Source organism: Cryobacterium soli (assembly GCF_003611035.1).
Taxonomy (GTDB): domain Bacteria; phylum Actinomycetota; class Actinomycetes; order Actinomycetales; family Microbacteriaceae; genus Cryobacterium; species Cryobacterium soli.
Map to the genome: position 1 here is coordinate 2,211,613 of NZ_CP030033.1, position 15,175 is coordinate 2,226,787.

Below are 15,175 nucleotides of genomic sequence, written 5' to 3' on the forward strand. Positions count from 1 at the left end.
CCCTCCACGAACTGTGGGTAAAGCCCCGGAATTCTGGGGCTTTACTCACGGCTCGCGGTGGGGGCGCTAGCGCTGGAGGGGAACCTCGACGAGGGTGGGGCCGGTGACCGGCGCCGTGAGGGCGGTCTCCAGGGCGCTGCGGGTGCCGGCGCGCAGGTAGGCCCACCCGTAGGCGGCCGCCAAGGACTCCAGGTCCACCTGTTGCGGGGTGAAGAGCACCCGGTCCACGGCCGTGGGGCTGGCCGTTGCGGCCACCTCGAGGCCGTCGAAGATGGTGCCGCCGCCGTCGTTGCCCACGACCACCTGCACCCGCGGCCGCGTCTCCCCTGGCGCGATGAGCAGCGACCCGACGTCGTGCAGCAGGGTCACATCACCCAGCAAGAGCCGGGTCGTGCCGCTCGAAAGCGGATGCTCGCCAGCCTGGCTGGCCAGCGCGATACCCACGGCCGTGGCGACGGTGCCGTCGATGCCGGCCAGGCCGCGATTGGCGTGCACGGGGATCTTCTTGCCGGTGACCCGGGTGTCCAGCTCGCGGATCAGCCGGGACGCGCCCAGCACCAGCCGGTCGTGCGGCCAGGACGCCCGCCACACCGCGTCCGCGAGCATGGCCCGGGTCACCGGGGCCTTCATCGCCGCGAACTCGGCCTTGGTCATGCCGTGGGTGCCGAAGGCGGGCGTATCCAGCTGCCTGTCGGCGGCCAGGATGGCCCGGCTCGTCATCACCCAGCGGCCCGTCCAGGCGCGCGCCTCGCGGGTTCCCGCGGCGGTGATGGCAGCGGCCGAGGCGGTGGCGGTGCGGGCGAAGCTGGACACCCGGCGGCCCGGGTTGTACCACTCGGCTCCGGCCGGAGCCACGACAACGGTCTCCACCCCGTCTCGCTGCACGAGCGCCGGCACCTCGCGGCTCAGGGTGGGGTGGCCGAAGACGATCACGCGCTGCACCTGGCCGCCGAAATCGGCGTCGCGGATCAGCTCCCGGTAGGCCACGACGAGGTTGGGCCCGAACCGCGAGCCGCTGGACACCTCGGCCAGCAACGGCCACCCGGCCGTGCGGGCGAGCTCCTCCGCCGCCGGACCGGCGCCGGCGCCGGCGACCACAATCGTGCGCGGCCCGGCTTCGAGCAGCACGGATGCGGCGATGCCTGTGCCGTTGTCCGCTGGGGCGTCAGCGTGGGCGACGAGGTCTGCCTCATCGGAGAGGCCGTCGGCGCTGCCGGCACCGGTATCGGCGGAGCTGGCGACACCGAGGGCGTCGGTGAAACCGGCATCCGGCCCGGCCAGCTCGAGCTCGACCGCGGCCGACAGCGGTTCCCGGAACGCCAGGTTCAGCTGCACCGGACCGGGGTTGAGCGTGCCGGTGCCGAGGGAGGCCCGGTACGCGCGGCCGGCCAATTGCACAGCGAGGTCGCCCTCGCCGGCGCTGCCGTCGGGGGCGTTTACGTCGTCGCTGAGCCGCACGGCGCCGGCGAAGATGCCGGGCTGCACGGTGGTCTGGTTCGACCGGATGCCGCGCAACTCCGCGGGCCGGTCCGCCGTGAGCAGGATCATCGGCACCATGGAGTGGTGCGCCTCGAGAACGGCGGGGTGCAGATTGGCCACGGCGGTGCCGGAGGTGCAGACCACGAGGGCCGGGCGGCCGCTCTCGATCGCGAGCCCGAGCGCCAGGAAGCCGGCGCCGCGTTCGTCGATGCGCACGTGCAGACGCAGCAGGCCGAGCCGCTCGAACTCGGCGGCGGCCAGGGCCAGGGCCTGTGAGCGCGATCCGGGGCTGAGCACGAGGTCGCTCACGCCCAGGCGCACGAACTCGGCCAGCAGGGCCACGCTGAAGTCTGTCGCCGGGCTGCCGCTGGGCGCGACGGGCGCCAGACGGGGTGCGGCGTCAGCCGGCAGGGCTGCGGGCGCCTCGGGTGTCGATCCGGTCTGAGCTGCCGCTTCAGGCATCCCGTCGGCCCGGCTGGTCACCGTCACCGGGGTCGGTGTTCTTCGGGTCGACCCCAGCGGTGCCGGGGTGCGAGCTCGGCCCGGCGCCGGGCGGGTCCATCTTGTCGAAGTCGGCGAGTTCCTGCTCGAGGTCGCGGATGCGCTGTTCCTGGTCCTTCGCGCGGTCCAGCCCGCGGAGGAAGTCGGGGTCGTCGTCCGGAGCCATCGAGCGCGTCACCCGGGTGCCGGGGCCCGCCGCGTTGCTGCGGCGTCCGCGGCCGATCAGCAGCCACAGCACGGCACCGATCACGGGGATGAGGACTATGACGAAGACCCACACCCAGCGTGGAAGACCGCGTATGCGATTGCGGTCGAACACCGCGCAATCCACCAACGCATAGATGGTGAGAATGACGACGACGACTCCGAGGCCGAACAACAGGCGGAACATGCCCCAATTGTAGGCCGGTCGCCCGAGAGATCGGTGAGTACCGGTCAGGAGCACGTTCTAAGCTGGATTCATGAAAGCTGTTCCAGCGTGGTTGCTGTTCACCGTGCTCCGCGTCCTGATGTTCGTGGTGCCGTTCGTGATCCTGCTCGTGCTGGGAATCGAGGGCTGGCTGGCCGCCGTCCTGGCCGCCATCATCGGCCTGTGCCTGTCCTACATCTTCCTGCGCAACCCGCGCAACAGCGTCTCCCGCGATCTGTACGAGGTGCGGCACCGCGCGAAGGAACCCGTGCACCCCGACGCCGAGTCCGAGGACGCCGCGGTCGACCGGGCCGAGTCCGAGCAGGAACGCGTGCAGGAGAGCGAGCAGCAGGCGCGAGCCGAGCAGGAGCTCACGGACCAGCCGCCCACCGACCAGCGCTCCAACCTGGCCTAACCGCCGGTCGGTCCGCCGCGGGCCTGTAGCTCGGCCGCGCCCGCCAGCATCTCCCGGAACGCCCGCAGCGCCGGCGCCTCCAGTCCGGCCTCGCGTTGGGCGGTGAAGATCGTACGGCGCGGGTCGCCGGGCAGCCGTTCGAGCCGACAGGTGGTGCTGCGCCCGGTCCAGACCAGGTCGGGCATCAGGCCCACGGCGTTGCCCGACTCGATCAACCGGATCTGCGCCTGCAGGTCGGCGGTCTCGTACCGCACGTCGGGCTCGAATCCGGCGCTGCGGCAGAGCTGCTCGGCGAAGTGCCGGGAGGCCGTGCCGCGCGGTTCCATCACCCACGGCAGCCGACCCGCCTCGGCGAGCGTGCCGACGGGCCAGAGGGCGGCATCCGTGGCCGGTAGCGCCAGGTGGATGGCGTCGGTCGTCAGCTCGCGCCGGTGCAGGCCCGGCAGCCACGGCGTCGAGTGCGCGGGGTACTGCTCGGCGATGACCAGGTCGAAGTCGCGGGCCCAGGTCTCGTGCAGGGCCTGCTCGGGTTCCCGCTGCACCATCTCCACCCGCACGTCGGGGTGCTGCCGGGTCATCATCGTCAAGGCCGTGGGCATGAGCGCCAGCGCCGCGGACTGGAAGACAGCCACCCGCACGGTTCCGCGCACTGTCGTGTGCGAGGTGCGCAGCGCCGCCTCGGCCCGCTCCAGGGTGTCGAGCACCTCCCCGGCCGATGCCACCAGCAGCTCGCCCTGGGGGGTGAGCCGCAGGCGGCGACCGGCCTTGCGGGTCAGCTCGGCGCCGGCTTCTTTCTCCAGCTGGCTGAGCTGCTGCGACACGGCCGACGGGCTGAGCAGCATGGCCTCCGCGACGGCGGCGATGGTGCCGCGGATGGACAGCTCGCGGAGCAGGATCAGGCGGCGCACGTCGAGCATCCCGGTCCTCCAAAGCATCAGCTGAGCTGAAGCTTATCAATCAGTATTCGCTACTTCTTCTAAAGCGTTCGGCTGCAGATACTGAGTGGATGCCGCGCACTCCCCCGCCGCGGCCGACCCTCTGGAGCACCATGACCGACCTCGCACCCCGGCCGCACGGCGAGCAGACAACCGGCACCCCGTCCGGCCTGTTCGCCACCGAGACGATCGCGCTCGTGCGCCGCTGGCTGACCGAGGCGTCCGGGTTCCCGGTGGACGGATCGGCCGCCCAGCTCGCCGGGGTGCTGCGGGATCCGAAGGGTCTAGCCTTCACTGTCGGCTTCGTCGACGGCGTCGTGCGTCCCGAGGATCTCGGCGTGGCCGCCCGCACCCTGGCCCGCATCGCGCCCGACGTGCCGGCCTTCCTGCCCGCGCCCATGCGCGCCGCCGTGCGGCTCGGCGGCCTGATGGCACCACTGCTGCCCGGGGTCGTCGTGCCGATCGCGCGGCGGGTGCTGCGCCACATGGTGGGCCACCTCATCATCGATGCCACGGATGCCAAGCTCGGCCCGGCCATCGCCAAGATCCGTGGTGAGGGCATCCGGCTCAACGTCAACCTGCTCGGCGAGGCCGTGCTCGGTGAGGGCGAGGCCGCCCGCCGCCTGGCCGGCACGCACCGGCTGCTGGCCCGCGACGACGTGGACTACGTGTCGATCAAGGTTTCCTCCACCGTCGCGCCGCACAGCCACTGGGCGTTCGACGCCGCCGTGGCCGGCATCGTGGAGCACCTGACGCCGCTCTTCGCCCGCGCGGCGGCGGCCCCGCGGCCCAAGTTCATCAACCTCGACATGGAGGAGTACAAGGACCTCGACCTCACCATCGCGGTCTTCACCGAACTGCTCGACCGGCCCGAATTCGTCTCGCTGGAGGCCGGCATCGTGCTGCAGGCCTACCTGCCCGACGCCCTCGGGGCCATGATCCGGCTGCAGGAGTGGGCGGCGGCCCGCCGGGCCCGGGGCGGCGCCGGCATCAAGGTGCGCCTGGTCAAGGGGGCCAACCTGCCGATGGAGCAGGTGGAGGCGGAGGTGCACGGCTGGCCCCTGGCCACCTGGCACACCAAGCAGGAGTCGGACACCAACTACAAGCGGGTCGTGGACTACGCGCTCACCCCCGAGCGCATCCGCAATGTGCGCCTGGGCGTGGCCGGGCACAACCTGTTCGACATCGCCTGGTCGTGGCTGCTGGCCGGGCAGCGCGGGGTGCAGGGCGGCATCGAGTACGAGATGCTGCTCGGCATGGCGCAGGGGCAGGCCGAGGCCGTGCGCCGCGACGTCGGCAGCCTGCTGCTCTACACGCCGGTGGTCTCGCCCGCCGAGTTCGACGTGGCCATCGCCTACCTGATCCGCCGGCTCGAAGAGGGCGCGTCAAGCGACAACTTCATGTCGGCCGTGTTCGAACTGCACGACAACGAGGCGCTCTTCGCCCGCGAACAGGCGCGTTTCCTGGCCTCCCTGGACGCGCTCGACGCAGCCGTGCCCGCGCCGCACCGGGTCGCCGACCGCTATGCGGCCGTACCGGCGCCGGGTCCGGGCGCCTTCGAGAACACGGCAGACACCGATCCTTCCGTGGCCGCCAACCGCGACTGGGCGTTGCAGATCCTCGGCCGCGTGCCCGGCTCCAGCCTGGGCGTCGACACCATTGAGGCGGCCCGGGTGACGGATGCGGCGGCGCTGGACGCCGTGCTCGCCGAGACGACCGCAGCGGCGGCCGGTTGGGCCGCGCTCGGTGCCTCCGGCCGGGCTGCCGTGCTGCACCGCGCCGGGGACGCCCTCGAGGCCCGCCGGGGCGACCTGCTCGAGGTGATGGCGGCTGAGGCCGGCAAGACCATCGACCAGGCCGACCCCGAGGTGTCGGAGGCCGTCGACTTCGCGCACTACTACGCCGGCCTCGCCCGGGAGCTCGAGGAGGTCGACGGTGCCCGGTTCACTCCGGCGTCGATCACCCTGGTCACCCCGCCGTGGAACTTCCCCGTCGCGATCCCGGCCGGGTCGGTGCTCGCCGCGCTGGCGTCAGGCTCCGCCGTGGTACTCAAGCCCGCCGGGCCGGCCGAACGGTGCGGCGCCGTGATCGCCGACATCCTCTGGCAGGCCGGCGTACCCCGCGACGTGCTGCGCCTGGTGCAGGTGCCCGAAGACAGCCTGGGCGCCCACCTGATCGCGCACCCCGCGGTGGACCGGGTGATCCTCACCGGCGCCTACGAGACCGCCGAGCTGTTCCGCAGCTTCCGGCCCGACCTGCCGCTGCTGGCCGAGACCAGCGGCAAGAACGCGATCATCGTCACGCCCAGCGCCGACCTCGACCTGGCCGTCAAGGACGTCGTCTCCTCGGCATTCGGCCACGCCGGCCAAAAGTGCTCGGCCGCGTCCCTCGTCATCCTGGTGGGCTCCGTCGCCACGTCGCGCCGGTTCCGCACCCAGCTGCAGGACGCCGTCGCCTCCCTCACGGTGGGCTACCCGGAGAACCCGGCCACCCAGATGGGCCCGGTGATCGAACCCGCAGCGGGCAAACTGCTCGACGGGCTCACCGTGCTGGGCGCCGGCGAGAGCTGGCTGCTCGAGCCGCGCCGCTTGGACGAGTCCGGCCGGCTGTGGAGCCCGGGCCTCCGCGACGGCGTGCGGGCCGGGTCGGCCTTCCATCTCACCGAGTACTTCGGCCCGATCCTGGGCATCATGACCGCGGCCACCCTCGCCGAGGCGATCGAGCTGGCCAATGTGGTCGACTACGGCCTCACCACCGGCCTGCACGCCCTCGACCCGGCCGAGATCGGCACCTGGCTGAACAGCATCCAGGCCGGCAACCTCTACGTGAACCGCGGCATCACCGGGGCCATCGTGCGCCGGCAGCCGTTCGGCGGCTGGAAGAAGTCGGCCGTGGGCCCCGGCACCAAGGCGGGAGGCCCGAACTACCTGGTCGGCCTCGGCTCGTGGTCCCCCGCCCCGGCCACGACGGGCGCGGCCGTCACGCATCCGGTCGTCGAGTCGATCCTCGCCGCGGCCACGCCCGAGCTGAGCGCCGCCGACGCCGAGCTGCTGAACCGTGCGCTGCGGAGCGACGCCCTGGCCTGGGCCGAGCGCTTCGGCGCTGCAACCGACGTGTCGGGACTCGCCGCCGAGCGCAATGTGTTCCGGTACCGGGCGCCGGCGGCCCCCGTGGCCATCCGCCTGGCCGCCGGCGAACCGCTGGTGTCGCTGGTGCGGGTCGTGGCCGCCGCCGGGCTCGCGGGTGCGCCCGTGACGGTGTCGACGGCTCTGGCGCTGCCGGCCGCGCTGGTGGATGCGCTCGCGCCGGCCCTCAGCGCTGCGATCACTGTGGAAGATGACGACACCTGGCTCGCCGGAGCGGCCCAGCGCGGCGGCGGGCGGCTCCGGCTGCTCGGCGCCCCGGCGGGCTCGGCGGTGCACAGCGCGCTGGTGGAGGTCACCGGCGGCCGGCCCGACCTGGCGGTCTGGGCCCAGCCGGTCACCGAGGCGGGCCGGGTGGAGCTGCTCCCGTTCCTGCGCGAGCAGGCCGTGAGCATCACGGCGCACCGGTTCGGCACTCCGAACCACCTCACCGACGCCCTGCTCTGACCCCGCGCCCCGGCGTCCCCGCAGCATCCGCTAACTGGTCCCGAAGCGGACAATTGCGCCCGGCACACCGGGCGCAATTGTCCGCACGGGGCACAGTTGGCCCCGGCTGGAGGCCCGCAGCGTGCGGGTGGTCCGGGTGCGCGACGGTGAGCGCGGGCTGGTTAGAGGGCGAAGGCCAGCCCGAGCAGGATGCCGTAGAGCAGCGCGGCCAGGCTGGTGAGCTTGAGGGCCAGGATCAGTTCCTTCGCCGTGGTGGCCGTGGCCACGATGAGAGCGGCCGGGAGGGCCAGCAGCAGCACGAAGAAGGTGAACCAGGCCAGAGGGTAGAACAGGGCGAAGAATCCGGCGATCGCGAACGGCAGTAGCAGGAAGACGCAGAACACCACGCGGGACGCCTTCGCGCCGATCCACACGGCCAGGGTACGCTTGCCGGCCACCTTGTCGGGCTTGATGTCGCGCAGGTTGTTCACCATCAGCACGGCGCAGGCGATCAGCCCGATCGCGATGGCGCTCAGCCAGCTCTCCAGGTTGACCGTGCCCACCTGTACGTAGGTGGTGCCCGTGGTGGCCACGAGGCCGAAGAACACGAACACGAACAGTTCGCCAAGACCCAAGTATCCATAGGGCTTCTTGCCGCCGGTGTAGAACCACGCCGCCACGATCGCGGCCGCGCCCACGGCCAGCAGCCACCAGTACTGGCTCACGATAACGAGCACGAGGCCGGCCACTGCGGCCAGGCCGAAGAACACCAGGGCCACGGTGAGCACGGTACGCGGCTTGGCCGCACCCCCGCCGGTGAGGCGGGCCGGGCCGACCCGGTGGTTGTCGGTGCCACGGATGCCGTCGGAGTAATCGTTCGCGTAGTTCACGCCGATCTGCAGGCAGACCGCCACCACCAGGGCGAGCAGGGCGCGCACCCAGTGGAACTCGCCGGCACCGCCGGCCACGACAGCCGCGCCGGTGCCCAGCGCCACGGGGGCGATGGCCAGCGGCAGGGTGCGCAGGCGTGCACCGGAGATCCAGTCGCCGGCCGTGGCCGGGCCGGTGCGCACGATGCCGGTTGCGACGCCGCTCTTGCGAGCCGGGTTGCCCGACTTGGCCGGGTTCTTCGGCCGGGTCGCGGCCGGACGCGACGTCTGGGATGATTTCTGCTGGTTGGGCCGCGAGGGCCGAGCTCCGTTTGCCACGCACTCATGTTAGTGGCCGCGGCTGCGAGCGGCTCAGTCCAGCGCGGGAGCCTGCCCTGAGCCCGGTCGGGCGGCGCGCACGAGTGCCTGCAGCGCCCGGCGGTCGGGCTTTCCGGACGCGAGCAGGGGAAGGGCCGGCACCGTCACGATCCGTGCCGGCCGGGCCGCCGGGCCGAGCCCTGCCGCCACGGCGCTCCGCACGGCTTCCAGCCCCGGAACGGCGGCGCCCGGCGGCGCGACCGCCACGACGACGACCGGAACCTCGCCCCACACCGCATCCGCGGCGCGCACCACGCAGGCCTCACCGAGGCCGGGCAGGGCGCGTACCCGGAGTTCAACGGCGTCGAGAGACACCTTCTCGCCGCCGGAGATGATCACGTTGTCGGCCCGCCCGGTCACGCTCACGGTGCCGTCCGCGGCGACCGCGCCGAGGTCGCCGGTGCGGTACCAGCGCACCCCGTCGTGTTCCACGAACCGCTCCCCGGTGAGATCCTCATCGGCCAGGTAGCCTTCCGCGAGCATCGAACCGCTGATCTCCAGCTGCCCGTCGACGGTGCGCACCACGGCGTTGCCGATCGGCACCCCGTCGTACACGCAGCCCCCGGCGGTCTCCGATGAGCCATAGGTGCGCACCACGCGCACCCCGAGGGCGTCGGCCCGGCCGATCAGCTCGGCCGACACCGCCTGTCCGCCCACGAGGATGCCGGTGAACCGGCGCAGCACGGCCAACAGCGCCGGGTCGGTCGGCGCGGCATCCAGCAACCGGGCCAGCTGCACGGGCACCAGCGAGGTGAACCGCAGCGGTTCGGTGAGCCGCCCCGCGTGTTCGGCGAAGACGGCGGGGTCGAAGTGCCCCGGAGGCAACAGCACGGGTTCGGTCCCGGCGGCGATGGACCGCACGAGCACCTGCACGCCGGCAATGTAGTGGGCGGGCAGCGCCAACAACCACTGGCCGTCGCCGCCCAGATGCACCCCCGACGCCGCCGCGGATGCCAGAAGCGCATCAGTACTGATCATGACCCGTTTGGGCCGCCCTGTCGACCCCGAGGTCTCGATCACCACGGCCACGTTCCGCGGCACCGGGCCCATGTCGCCGCGGCTCGAGATCGCGCCGGGCTCATCGGGCACGGGCAGCAGGGCCGCGCCGTCGTTCGCGAGCGCCAGGCGCAACTCCGCCAGGAAGCGGAGCGGGTCGCCGACGGGTACGACGCGGAGGTCTCTCACGATGCGATCACCGCGGTAGCGCTAGAACTGCCAGGGGTACGGCGACCAGTCCGGTTCGCGCTTCTCAAGGAACGAGTCCCGCCCCTCGACGGCTTCGTCCGTGCCGTACGCCAGCCGGGTGGCCTCCCCGGCGAAGACCTGCTGGCCGACCATGCCGTCGTCGACGGCGTTGAAGGCGAACTTGAGCATGCGGATGGCAGTGGGCGACTTGGTCAGAATCGTGCGCGCCCAGTCCAGCGCCTCGTTCTCCAGCTCGGCGTGCGGCACCACGGCGTTGATCGCCCCCATCTCGAGGGCGCGCTGGGCGGAGTACTCGCGGGCGAGGAAGAACACCTCCCGCGCGGCCTTCTGCCCCACCTGCCGGGCGAAGTAGGCGCTGCCGTAACCGCCGTCGAAGGAGCCGACATCGGCATCCGTCTGCTTGAACTTGCCGTGCTCGGCGCTGGCGATGCTGAGGTCGCAGACGACGTGCAGCGAGTGCCCTCCGCCGGCCGCCCATCCCGGGATGACCGCGATGACGACCTTGGGCATGAAGCGGATCAGGCGCTGCACCTCGAGGATGTGCAGGCGTCCGCCCCTGGCCTTGTCGATGCCTGTCGCGGTCTCGCCCTCCGCATACTTGTAGCCGTCCCGCCCACGGATGCGCTGGTCGCCGCCGGAGCAGAACGCCCAGCCGCCGTCGCGGGGGCTCGGTCCGTTTCCGGTGAGCAGCACCACGCCGATCTGCGGGTTGGTACGCGCGTCCTCCAGGGCAGCGTAAAGCTCGTCGACGGTCTGCGGCCTGAAGGCGTTCCGCACCTCTGGCCGGTTGAAGGCCACCCGGGCGATGCGCCCGGTGATGTCGTGGTGGTAGGTGATGTCGGTGAGGGCGGCGAAGCCGTCGACCGAACGCCACTGGGAAGGATCGAAGATCTCAGAAACGAGTTCGGGCATGGGATCAGCCTACGCGGCGGGGTCGCTGACGAGTGGGCTGAGAGAGTTGAGGGCGTTTCAGGTGTACCTCCTCCGAGGGCACCGCGTCAACCCCTTGAACGGGTTGAATCCCCGGCTGTGTACTTATCTCACCCGAACGACCCGGAGGTGGTCATGTTTTATAACAGCCCCTCGGCACCCGACACCGCGTTACCCGAACACGCACCCGTCACCAGCGCCGAAACCACGCCCCCTGTCCTGCCCCACACGACACCACGCGAGACGCCCCAGTTGAAGCCGAGCGCCCGTACCGCGCCCGAACCCGACTACACCGATGTGGAGATCATTCCGCTGTCGCCCACCGAGTGGCGCGTCGCCGACCACACCATCACGCAGGACGACCCGTCGGCCCTCCTCGGCTTCATCCAGATCGTGGGCAGCGCCTTCGAGGTCACCAACCTCGGCCGGCCCCGCGAGCGTGCCTATTTCTCCTCCTTCGACCGCGCAACCGCAAGTCTTCTGCACCGGGAGGTACTCGCATGACCACCATCATCCACACACCCACCACGCCCAAGACCGCCCGGACCGCAGCCACGACGGCCGCGCCCACCCGCCAGCCGGCGCCCACCCGTCAGCCCGCCACCACGCGTCCGGACGGCGATCCCACCGAGCCCACCACCGACTACGTCCCCTCCGCCGCCGCCAGCGCCTCCGCGACCTCTCGCTACAGCCGGGCGTCGACGGATGCGTTCGGCGACTACCTGCGCCGCATCGGCAAGGGCCCCCTGCTGTCGGCAGAGGACGAGGTGGACCTGGCCCGCAAGATCGAGGTCGGCCTGTTCGCCGAGGAGAAGATGTCCAGGGCCGCGGCCGACGGGGTCACCCTGTCATCCGAGTTCAAGCGGGAACTCACCTGCCTCGTCTTCGAGGGCAGGCGCGCCAAGAACCACTTCATCGAGGCCAACCTGCGCCTGGTGGTGAGCATCGCCAAGCACTACTCCGGCCGCGGCGTTCCGATCATGGACCTCGTGCAGGACGGCAACATCGGCTTGGTCCGCGCCGTCGAGAAGTACGATTTCATGACCGGTTTCAAGTTCTCCACGTACGCCACCTGGTGGATCCGCCAGGCCATCCACCGCGGCATGGCCGACAAGTCGCGAATGATCCGTATCCCCGTGCACACCGCAGAGAAGCTGAACAAGATCAAGCGCATCCGGCGGGACCTCACCAGCACCCTCGACCGGGAACCCACGCTCAGGGAGATCGCCGAGCTCTCCCAGATCGCGGTGCGCGATGTCTCCCGCCTGTTGCAGTACGACAACGAGCCCATCTCCTTGCACGCTCCCGTCGGTGACGGTATCGGGGACATCGCCGAGCTGATCATCGACGATGACCTGCCGCAACCCGACGAATGCGCCACGATCACCCTGCGCGCGGCCGACATCACCTTCTACCTCGACGCCCTGCCCGACCGGGAACGCTCGATCCTCACGGCCCGGTTCGGACTCACCGGAGAGGAACCGCGCACCCTCGACCAAATAGCGGTCATCCAGGGGGTGACCCGGGAGCGCGTGCGTCAGATCGAGAAGCGCGCCTTGGCCCTCCTAAAGGTGCCACGACTCGAACGGTATCTGAGGGACTAGAAGCGGAAACCGGCGTACCGTGTCAGCAAACCCAAATAACGGAGTGGTGCAATGGGCAAGCTGACGTACGATTCGAGCCTCACGGCGGACTTCGATGACCGGGTCCTCGCCCACATTCAGGTTGTGATCGGCGCGAAACTGCGCCGGGGCGAGGCCTTCTACTTCACCTGGCGCGACGACCCCCAGGGTGGCGACGGGCGCAGCACCATTTGGATGCATCCGAGCATTCCACTGGCCTACAAGTATTTCGGGGGGCGTTCGCCCAGCCTGAACCGTGACTGGATCGAAGCACTGATGCTGACCGCGAACTCGTCCGGCGGCTTGCAGATCGTGCCCGAACCACACCGGCTCGGTTCCACCTCGGTCGTGAAGGATGACTCGTGAGCCGCATCGACATCGTCTACGGCGGCAAGCCGTACACTCTCGGCGACCGCACCGTCGAGTCGTTGCGAGCCGAGATCGCCGCGGCTGTGACGAGCGGGACGCCCACCTGGCTCCGAGTCAACAGCGGGGCCGGCCGCTATCAGGACGCCTATCTGCTCATCTCACCCGGCACCGCCATCGCCATCGTGGACGTGCAGCCCAATGGGCCGGATGTGCCCCTGAGCGACGAACAGACCTTCATCGCCGATTCCACCGAATGAGCCTGAACGGGCCGCTCCAGCGGATGCTGGCACACTAGAGCCATGCTCCCCTCACTGCACGACGTGCTCGCCACCGCCCGCGTGGTCGACCTTCCCCTCGTCACCCGTTTTCGCGGGCTCACCAGCCGGGAAGCCGTGCTGATCGAGGGCCCGGCCGGCTGGTGCGAGTTCTCTCCGTTCGTCGAGTACGACGATGAGGAAGCCGCCGCCTGGCTCAGCGCCGCACTGGAGTTCGGCTGGCAGGACACCCCGGCGCTGCTGCGCGACCGGGTGCCTGTGAACGCCACGGTTCCCGCCGTGGACGCCGCCGAGGTACCCGCCCTGCTGGCGCGGTTCCCCGGCTGCCGCACCGCCAAGGTGAAGGTCGCCGATCCCGGCCAGACCCTCGCCGAAGACGTGGAGCGGGTGCGCGCCGTGCGCAGCGCGCTCGGCCCGGAGGGACGCATCCGCGTGGACGCGAACGGGCTGTGGAACCTCGACGAAGCCGAACACGCCATTCACGCGCTGGCCGAGTTCGACCTCGAGTACGTCGAACAGCCCTGCGCGTCGATCGAGGAACTCGCCGAGATCCGCCGTCGCACCGACTACCTCGACCTGCCGATCGCGGCCGACGAGAGCGTGCGCAAGCAGGCCGACCCGCTCCTGGTGTCGCGCTCGGGAGCCGCCGACCTACTCGTGGTCAAGGTGCAGCCGCTCGGCGGCATCCGTGCGGTACTGGCGATCCAGGCCGAGACCGGCCTGCCCCTCATCGTGTCCAGCGCCCTCGACACCTCGGTGGGCATCTCCATGGGCGCGTTCCTGGCCGGGGCGTTGCCCGAGCTGGACTACGATTGCGGCCTGGCGACGGCGTCACTGCTGGCCGCCGATGTGACCCGTGAGCCGCTGCTGCCGGTGGACGGTCACATCCCGGTGCGCCGGGTGGTGCCGGATGCCGACCTGCTGGACACCTACGCCGCGAGCCCCGAACGCCGCGACTGGTGGCTCGCCCGCATCACCCGCGTGCACGCGCTCCTCAACGACTGACCCGCCGGGCACCATCTACGAGCACGTCGCGAGCATCCTGCGAAACAGCACCATCCCGTCGGTCGGGCCTGTCGCCACCGTGCTGAGCCTGTCGAAGTAGACCCCGCAAGCCGACCTCGCCAGCGCAACAACACACACGCACGTCACCAGGTCTCGACAGGCTCGACCAACGACCGGTCGCGACACACACGAGGGTCGCGACCCGGGCGCCGCGCCGGGCTAGAGGCCCGAGTAGGCGTGCAGGCCCTTGAAGAACACGTTTACGACGCCGAAGTTGAACATGACGGCGGCGAAGCCGATGATGGCCAGCCAGGCCGAACGCGATCCACGCCAGCCGCGGGTGGCCCGTGCGTGGATGTACCCGGCGTAGATCACCCAGATGATGAAGGTCCACACCTCTTTGGTGTCCCAGCCCCAGTACCGGCCCCAGGCGCGTTCGGCCCAGATCGACCCCGCCATGAGGGTGAAGGTCCACAGGATGAAGCCGATGATGTTCACCCGGTAGGCCAGGTTCTCCAGCGTGAACGCCGTGGGCAGCGTCTTCAGGAACTTGAGCCGACCAGGCTTGTCCGTGCCGACCTGCTCTTCGCGCCGGGACTGCAGCAGCTGCACGAAGGAGAGCGCGAAGCCGAGGGCGAAGAAGCCCGTGCCGAGCGACGCCACGAACACGTGGATGACGAGCCACACCGACTGCAGCGCCGGCGGCAGCGGGGCGACCTCGACGTAGAACTGCAGGGCAGCGATGCCGAGCAGGATCAGGATCAGGCCCGTGACGAAGGTGCCGAGGAAGCGCAGGTCGGTGCGGGTGAGCACGATGAGGAAGACCGTGACGATGAGCAGCGTGCCCGTCATCGCGAACTCGTACATGTTGGCCCACGGCACCCGCTCGGCAGCGATGCCGCGGAGCACCGCGGCCACGACGTGCAGCCCCCAGGCCAGCACGGTGAGCGAGACGCCCACCCGGAGGCTCGCGGAGCGACCGTACGGCGTTACGGCGTCGTTGGCGATGCGCGCGCTGATGCGGGTGAGCGTCGTGGTGCCCCCCGCCACCGCACCGGCCACCGAGGATTCACCGGCAGCACCGGAGGCAGCGGCCGCCGAGTCGACGGCGGAGCTGCGCTTGGCCAGGTCGATCGCGAAGGCGATGAACGCCAGCGCATACACGGCCATAGCCGAATACAGGCTGAGGATCGAGAGCTCGTTCAGATTCACT

14 protein-coding genes are annotated in these 15,175 nt (G+C 70.8%); 7 read left to right on the plus strand and 7 right to left on the minus strand.

Annotated features, from left to right (window positions below):
• Positions 1-66: 66 nt before the first annotated feature.
• Entirely contained in the window at positions 67-1,941 is a 1,875-nt protein-coding gene (gene menD, locus DOE79_RS10080) for a 2-succinyl-5-enolpyruvyl-6-hydroxy-3-cyclohexene-1-carboxylic-acid synthase (protein ID WP_120340269.1), read from the minus strand.
• The gene (locus tag DOE79_RS10085; RefSeq protein WP_120338381.1) at positions 1,934-2,371 is read right to left on the minus strand and encodes a PLD nuclease N-terminal domain-containing protein; all 438 of its coding nucleotides are present in this window, start codon (positions 2,369-2,371) and stop codon (positions 1,934-1,936) included. The genes menD and DOE79_RS10085 overlap by 8 nt, the downstream gene beginning before the upstream one ends.
• Positions 2,372-2,441: 70 nt before the next feature.
• On the opposite strand from DOE79_RS10085, the gene DOE79_RS10090 reads away from it, so the two are divergent.
• Positions 2,442-2,804, plus strand: coding sequence for a DUF4229 domain-containing protein (locus DOE79_RS10090; protein ID WP_245976883.1), 363 nt, complete (start codon positions 2,442-2,444; stop codon positions 2,802-2,804).
• Here DOE79_RS10090 and DOE79_RS10095 read toward each other — a convergent pair.
• On the minus strand, positions 2,801-3,721 hold the full coding sequence (locus DOE79_RS10095; protein ID WP_120338382.1) for a LysR substrate-binding domain-containing protein: 921 nt from the start codon (positions 3,719-3,721) through the stop codon (positions 2,801-2,803). The genes DOE79_RS10090 and DOE79_RS10095 overlap by 4 nt on opposite strands.
• Positions 3,722-3,810: 89 nt before the next feature.
• On the opposite strand from DOE79_RS10095, the gene DOE79_RS10100 reads away from it, so the two are divergent.
• Positions 3,811-7,329, plus strand: coding sequence for a proline dehydrogenase family protein (locus DOE79_RS10100; protein WP_120338383.1), 3,519 nt, complete (start codon positions 3,811-3,813; stop codon positions 7,327-7,329).
• 161 nt (positions 7,330-7,490) lie between these two features.
• On the opposite strand, the gene DOE79_RS10105 is transcribed toward DOE79_RS10100, so the two are convergent.
• Genes DOE79_RS10105 through DOE79_RS10115 form a run of 3 tightly spaced genes read right to left on the minus strand, consistent with a single transcriptional unit; the run spans position 7,491 to position 10,673 of the window.
• Positions 7,491-8,516 (minus strand): 1,4-dihydroxy-2-naphthoate polyprenyltransferase, encoded by a 1,026-nt coding sequence (locus DOE79_RS10105; RefSeq protein WP_120338384.1) that lies wholly within the window; start codon positions 8,514-8,516, stop codon positions 7,491-7,493.
• Between the two features lie 33 nt (positions 8,517-8,549).
• The gene (locus DOE79_RS10110) at positions 8,550-9,743 is read right to left on the minus strand and encodes an AMP-binding protein (protein WP_425455721.1); all 1,194 of its coding nucleotides are present in this window, start codon (positions 9,741-9,743) and stop codon (positions 8,550-8,552) included.
• Positions 9,744-9,761: 18 nt separating this feature from the next.
• Positions 9,762-10,673 (minus strand): 1,4-dihydroxy-2-naphthoyl-CoA synthase, encoded by a 912-nt coding sequence (locus DOE79_RS10115; protein WP_120338385.1) that lies wholly within the window; start codon positions 10,671-10,673, stop codon positions 9,762-9,764.
• Between the two features lie 153 nt (positions 10,674-10,826).
• Between DOE79_RS10115 and DOE79_RS10120 the strand changes: the two genes are divergently transcribed.
• From DOE79_RS10120 to DOE79_RS10140, 5 genes are read left to right on the plus strand one after another with little or no spacing between them, the layout of a single operon-like run.
• Positions 10,827-11,195: a hypothetical protein gene (locus DOE79_RS10120; protein ID WP_162942702.1), complete on the plus strand. Its 369-nt coding sequence runs from the start codon at positions 10,827-10,829 to the stop codon at positions 11,193-11,195.
• Positions 11,192-12,295, plus strand: a complete 1,104-nt coding sequence (locus tag DOE79_RS10125; RefSeq protein WP_120338387.1) for a sigma-70 family RNA polymerase sigma factor — start codon at positions 11,192-11,194, stop codon at positions 12,293-12,295. Before DOE79_RS10120 ends, DOE79_RS10125 begins: the two co-directional genes overlap by 4 nt.
• 51 nt (positions 12,296-12,346) lie before the next feature.
• A complete protein-coding gene (locus DOE79_RS10130) occupies positions 12,347-12,679 on the plus strand; it encodes a DUF7882 family protein (protein WP_120338388.1) in 333 nt (110 codons plus the stop codon).
• Positions 12,676-12,939, plus strand: a complete 264-nt coding sequence (locus DOE79_RS10135) for a hypothetical protein (RefSeq protein ID WP_120338389.1) — start codon at positions 12,676-12,678, stop codon at positions 12,937-12,939. Before DOE79_RS10130 ends, DOE79_RS10135 begins: the two co-directional genes overlap by 4 nt.
• 42 nt (positions 12,940-12,981) lie before the next feature.
• Positions 12,982-13,962: an o-succinylbenzoate synthase gene (locus DOE79_RS10140; protein WP_120338390.1), complete on the plus strand. Its 981-nt coding sequence runs from the start codon at positions 12,982-12,984 to the stop codon at positions 13,960-13,962.
• Positions 13,963-14,181: 219 nt separating this feature from the next.
• Here DOE79_RS10140 and ccsB read toward each other — a convergent pair whose 3' ends face one another.
• Positions 14,182-15,132, minus strand: coding sequence for a c-type cytochrome biogenesis protein CcsB (gene ccsB / locus DOE79_RS10145; RefSeq protein ID WP_120340272.1), 951 nt, complete (start codon positions 15,130-15,132; stop codon positions 14,182-14,184).
• Positions 15,133-15,175: the final 43 nt, after the last annotated feature.

What these genes read in the sequence shown, in the direction of transcription:
- menD (WP_120340269.1), bottom strand. Translation starts at nt 1,941, where the DNA reads ATGCCTGAAGCGGCAGCTCAGACCGGATCGACACCCGAGGCGCCCGCA.
- DOE79_RS10085 (WP_120338381.1), bottom strand. Translation starts at nt 2,371, where the DNA reads ATGTTCCGCCTGTTGTTCGGCCTCGGAGTCGTCGTCGTCATTCTCACC.
- DOE79_RS10090 (WP_245976883.1), top strand. Translation starts at nt 2,442, where the DNA reads ATGAAAGCTGTTCCAGCGTGGTTGCTGTTCACCGTGCTCCGCGTCCTG.
- DOE79_RS10095 (WP_120338382.1), bottom strand. Translation starts at nt 3,721, where the DNA reads ATGCTCGACGTGCGCCGCCTGATCCTGCTCCGCGAGCTGTCCATCCGC.
- DOE79_RS10100 (WP_120338383.1), top strand. Translation starts at nt 3,811, where the DNA reads ATGCCGCGCACTCCCCCGCCGCGGCCGACCCTCTGGAGCACCATGACC.
- DOE79_RS10115 (WP_120338385.1), bottom strand. Translation starts at nt 10,673, where the DNA reads ATGCCCGAACTCGTTTCTGAGATCTTCGATCCTTCCCAGTGGCGTTCG.
- DOE79_RS10120 (WP_162942702.1), top strand. Translation starts at nt 10,827, where the DNA reads ATGTTTTATAACAGCCCCTCGGCACCCGACACCGCGTTACCCGAACAC.
- DOE79_RS10125 (WP_120338387.1), top strand. Translation starts at nt 11,192, where the DNA reads ATGACCACCATCATCCACACACCCACCACGCCCAAGACCGCCCGGACC.
- DOE79_RS10130 (WP_120338388.1), top strand. Translation starts at nt 12,347, where the DNA reads ATGGGCAAGCTGACGTACGATTCGAGCCTCACGGCGGACTTCGATGAC.
- DOE79_RS10140 (WP_120338390.1), top strand. Translation starts at nt 12,982, where the DNA reads ATGCTCCCCTCACTGCACGACGTGCTCGCCACCGCCCGCGTGGTCGAC.
- ccsB (WP_120340272.1), bottom strand. Translation starts at nt 15,132, where the DNA reads ATGGCCGTGTATGCGCTGGCGTTCATCGCCTTCGCGATCGACCTGGCC.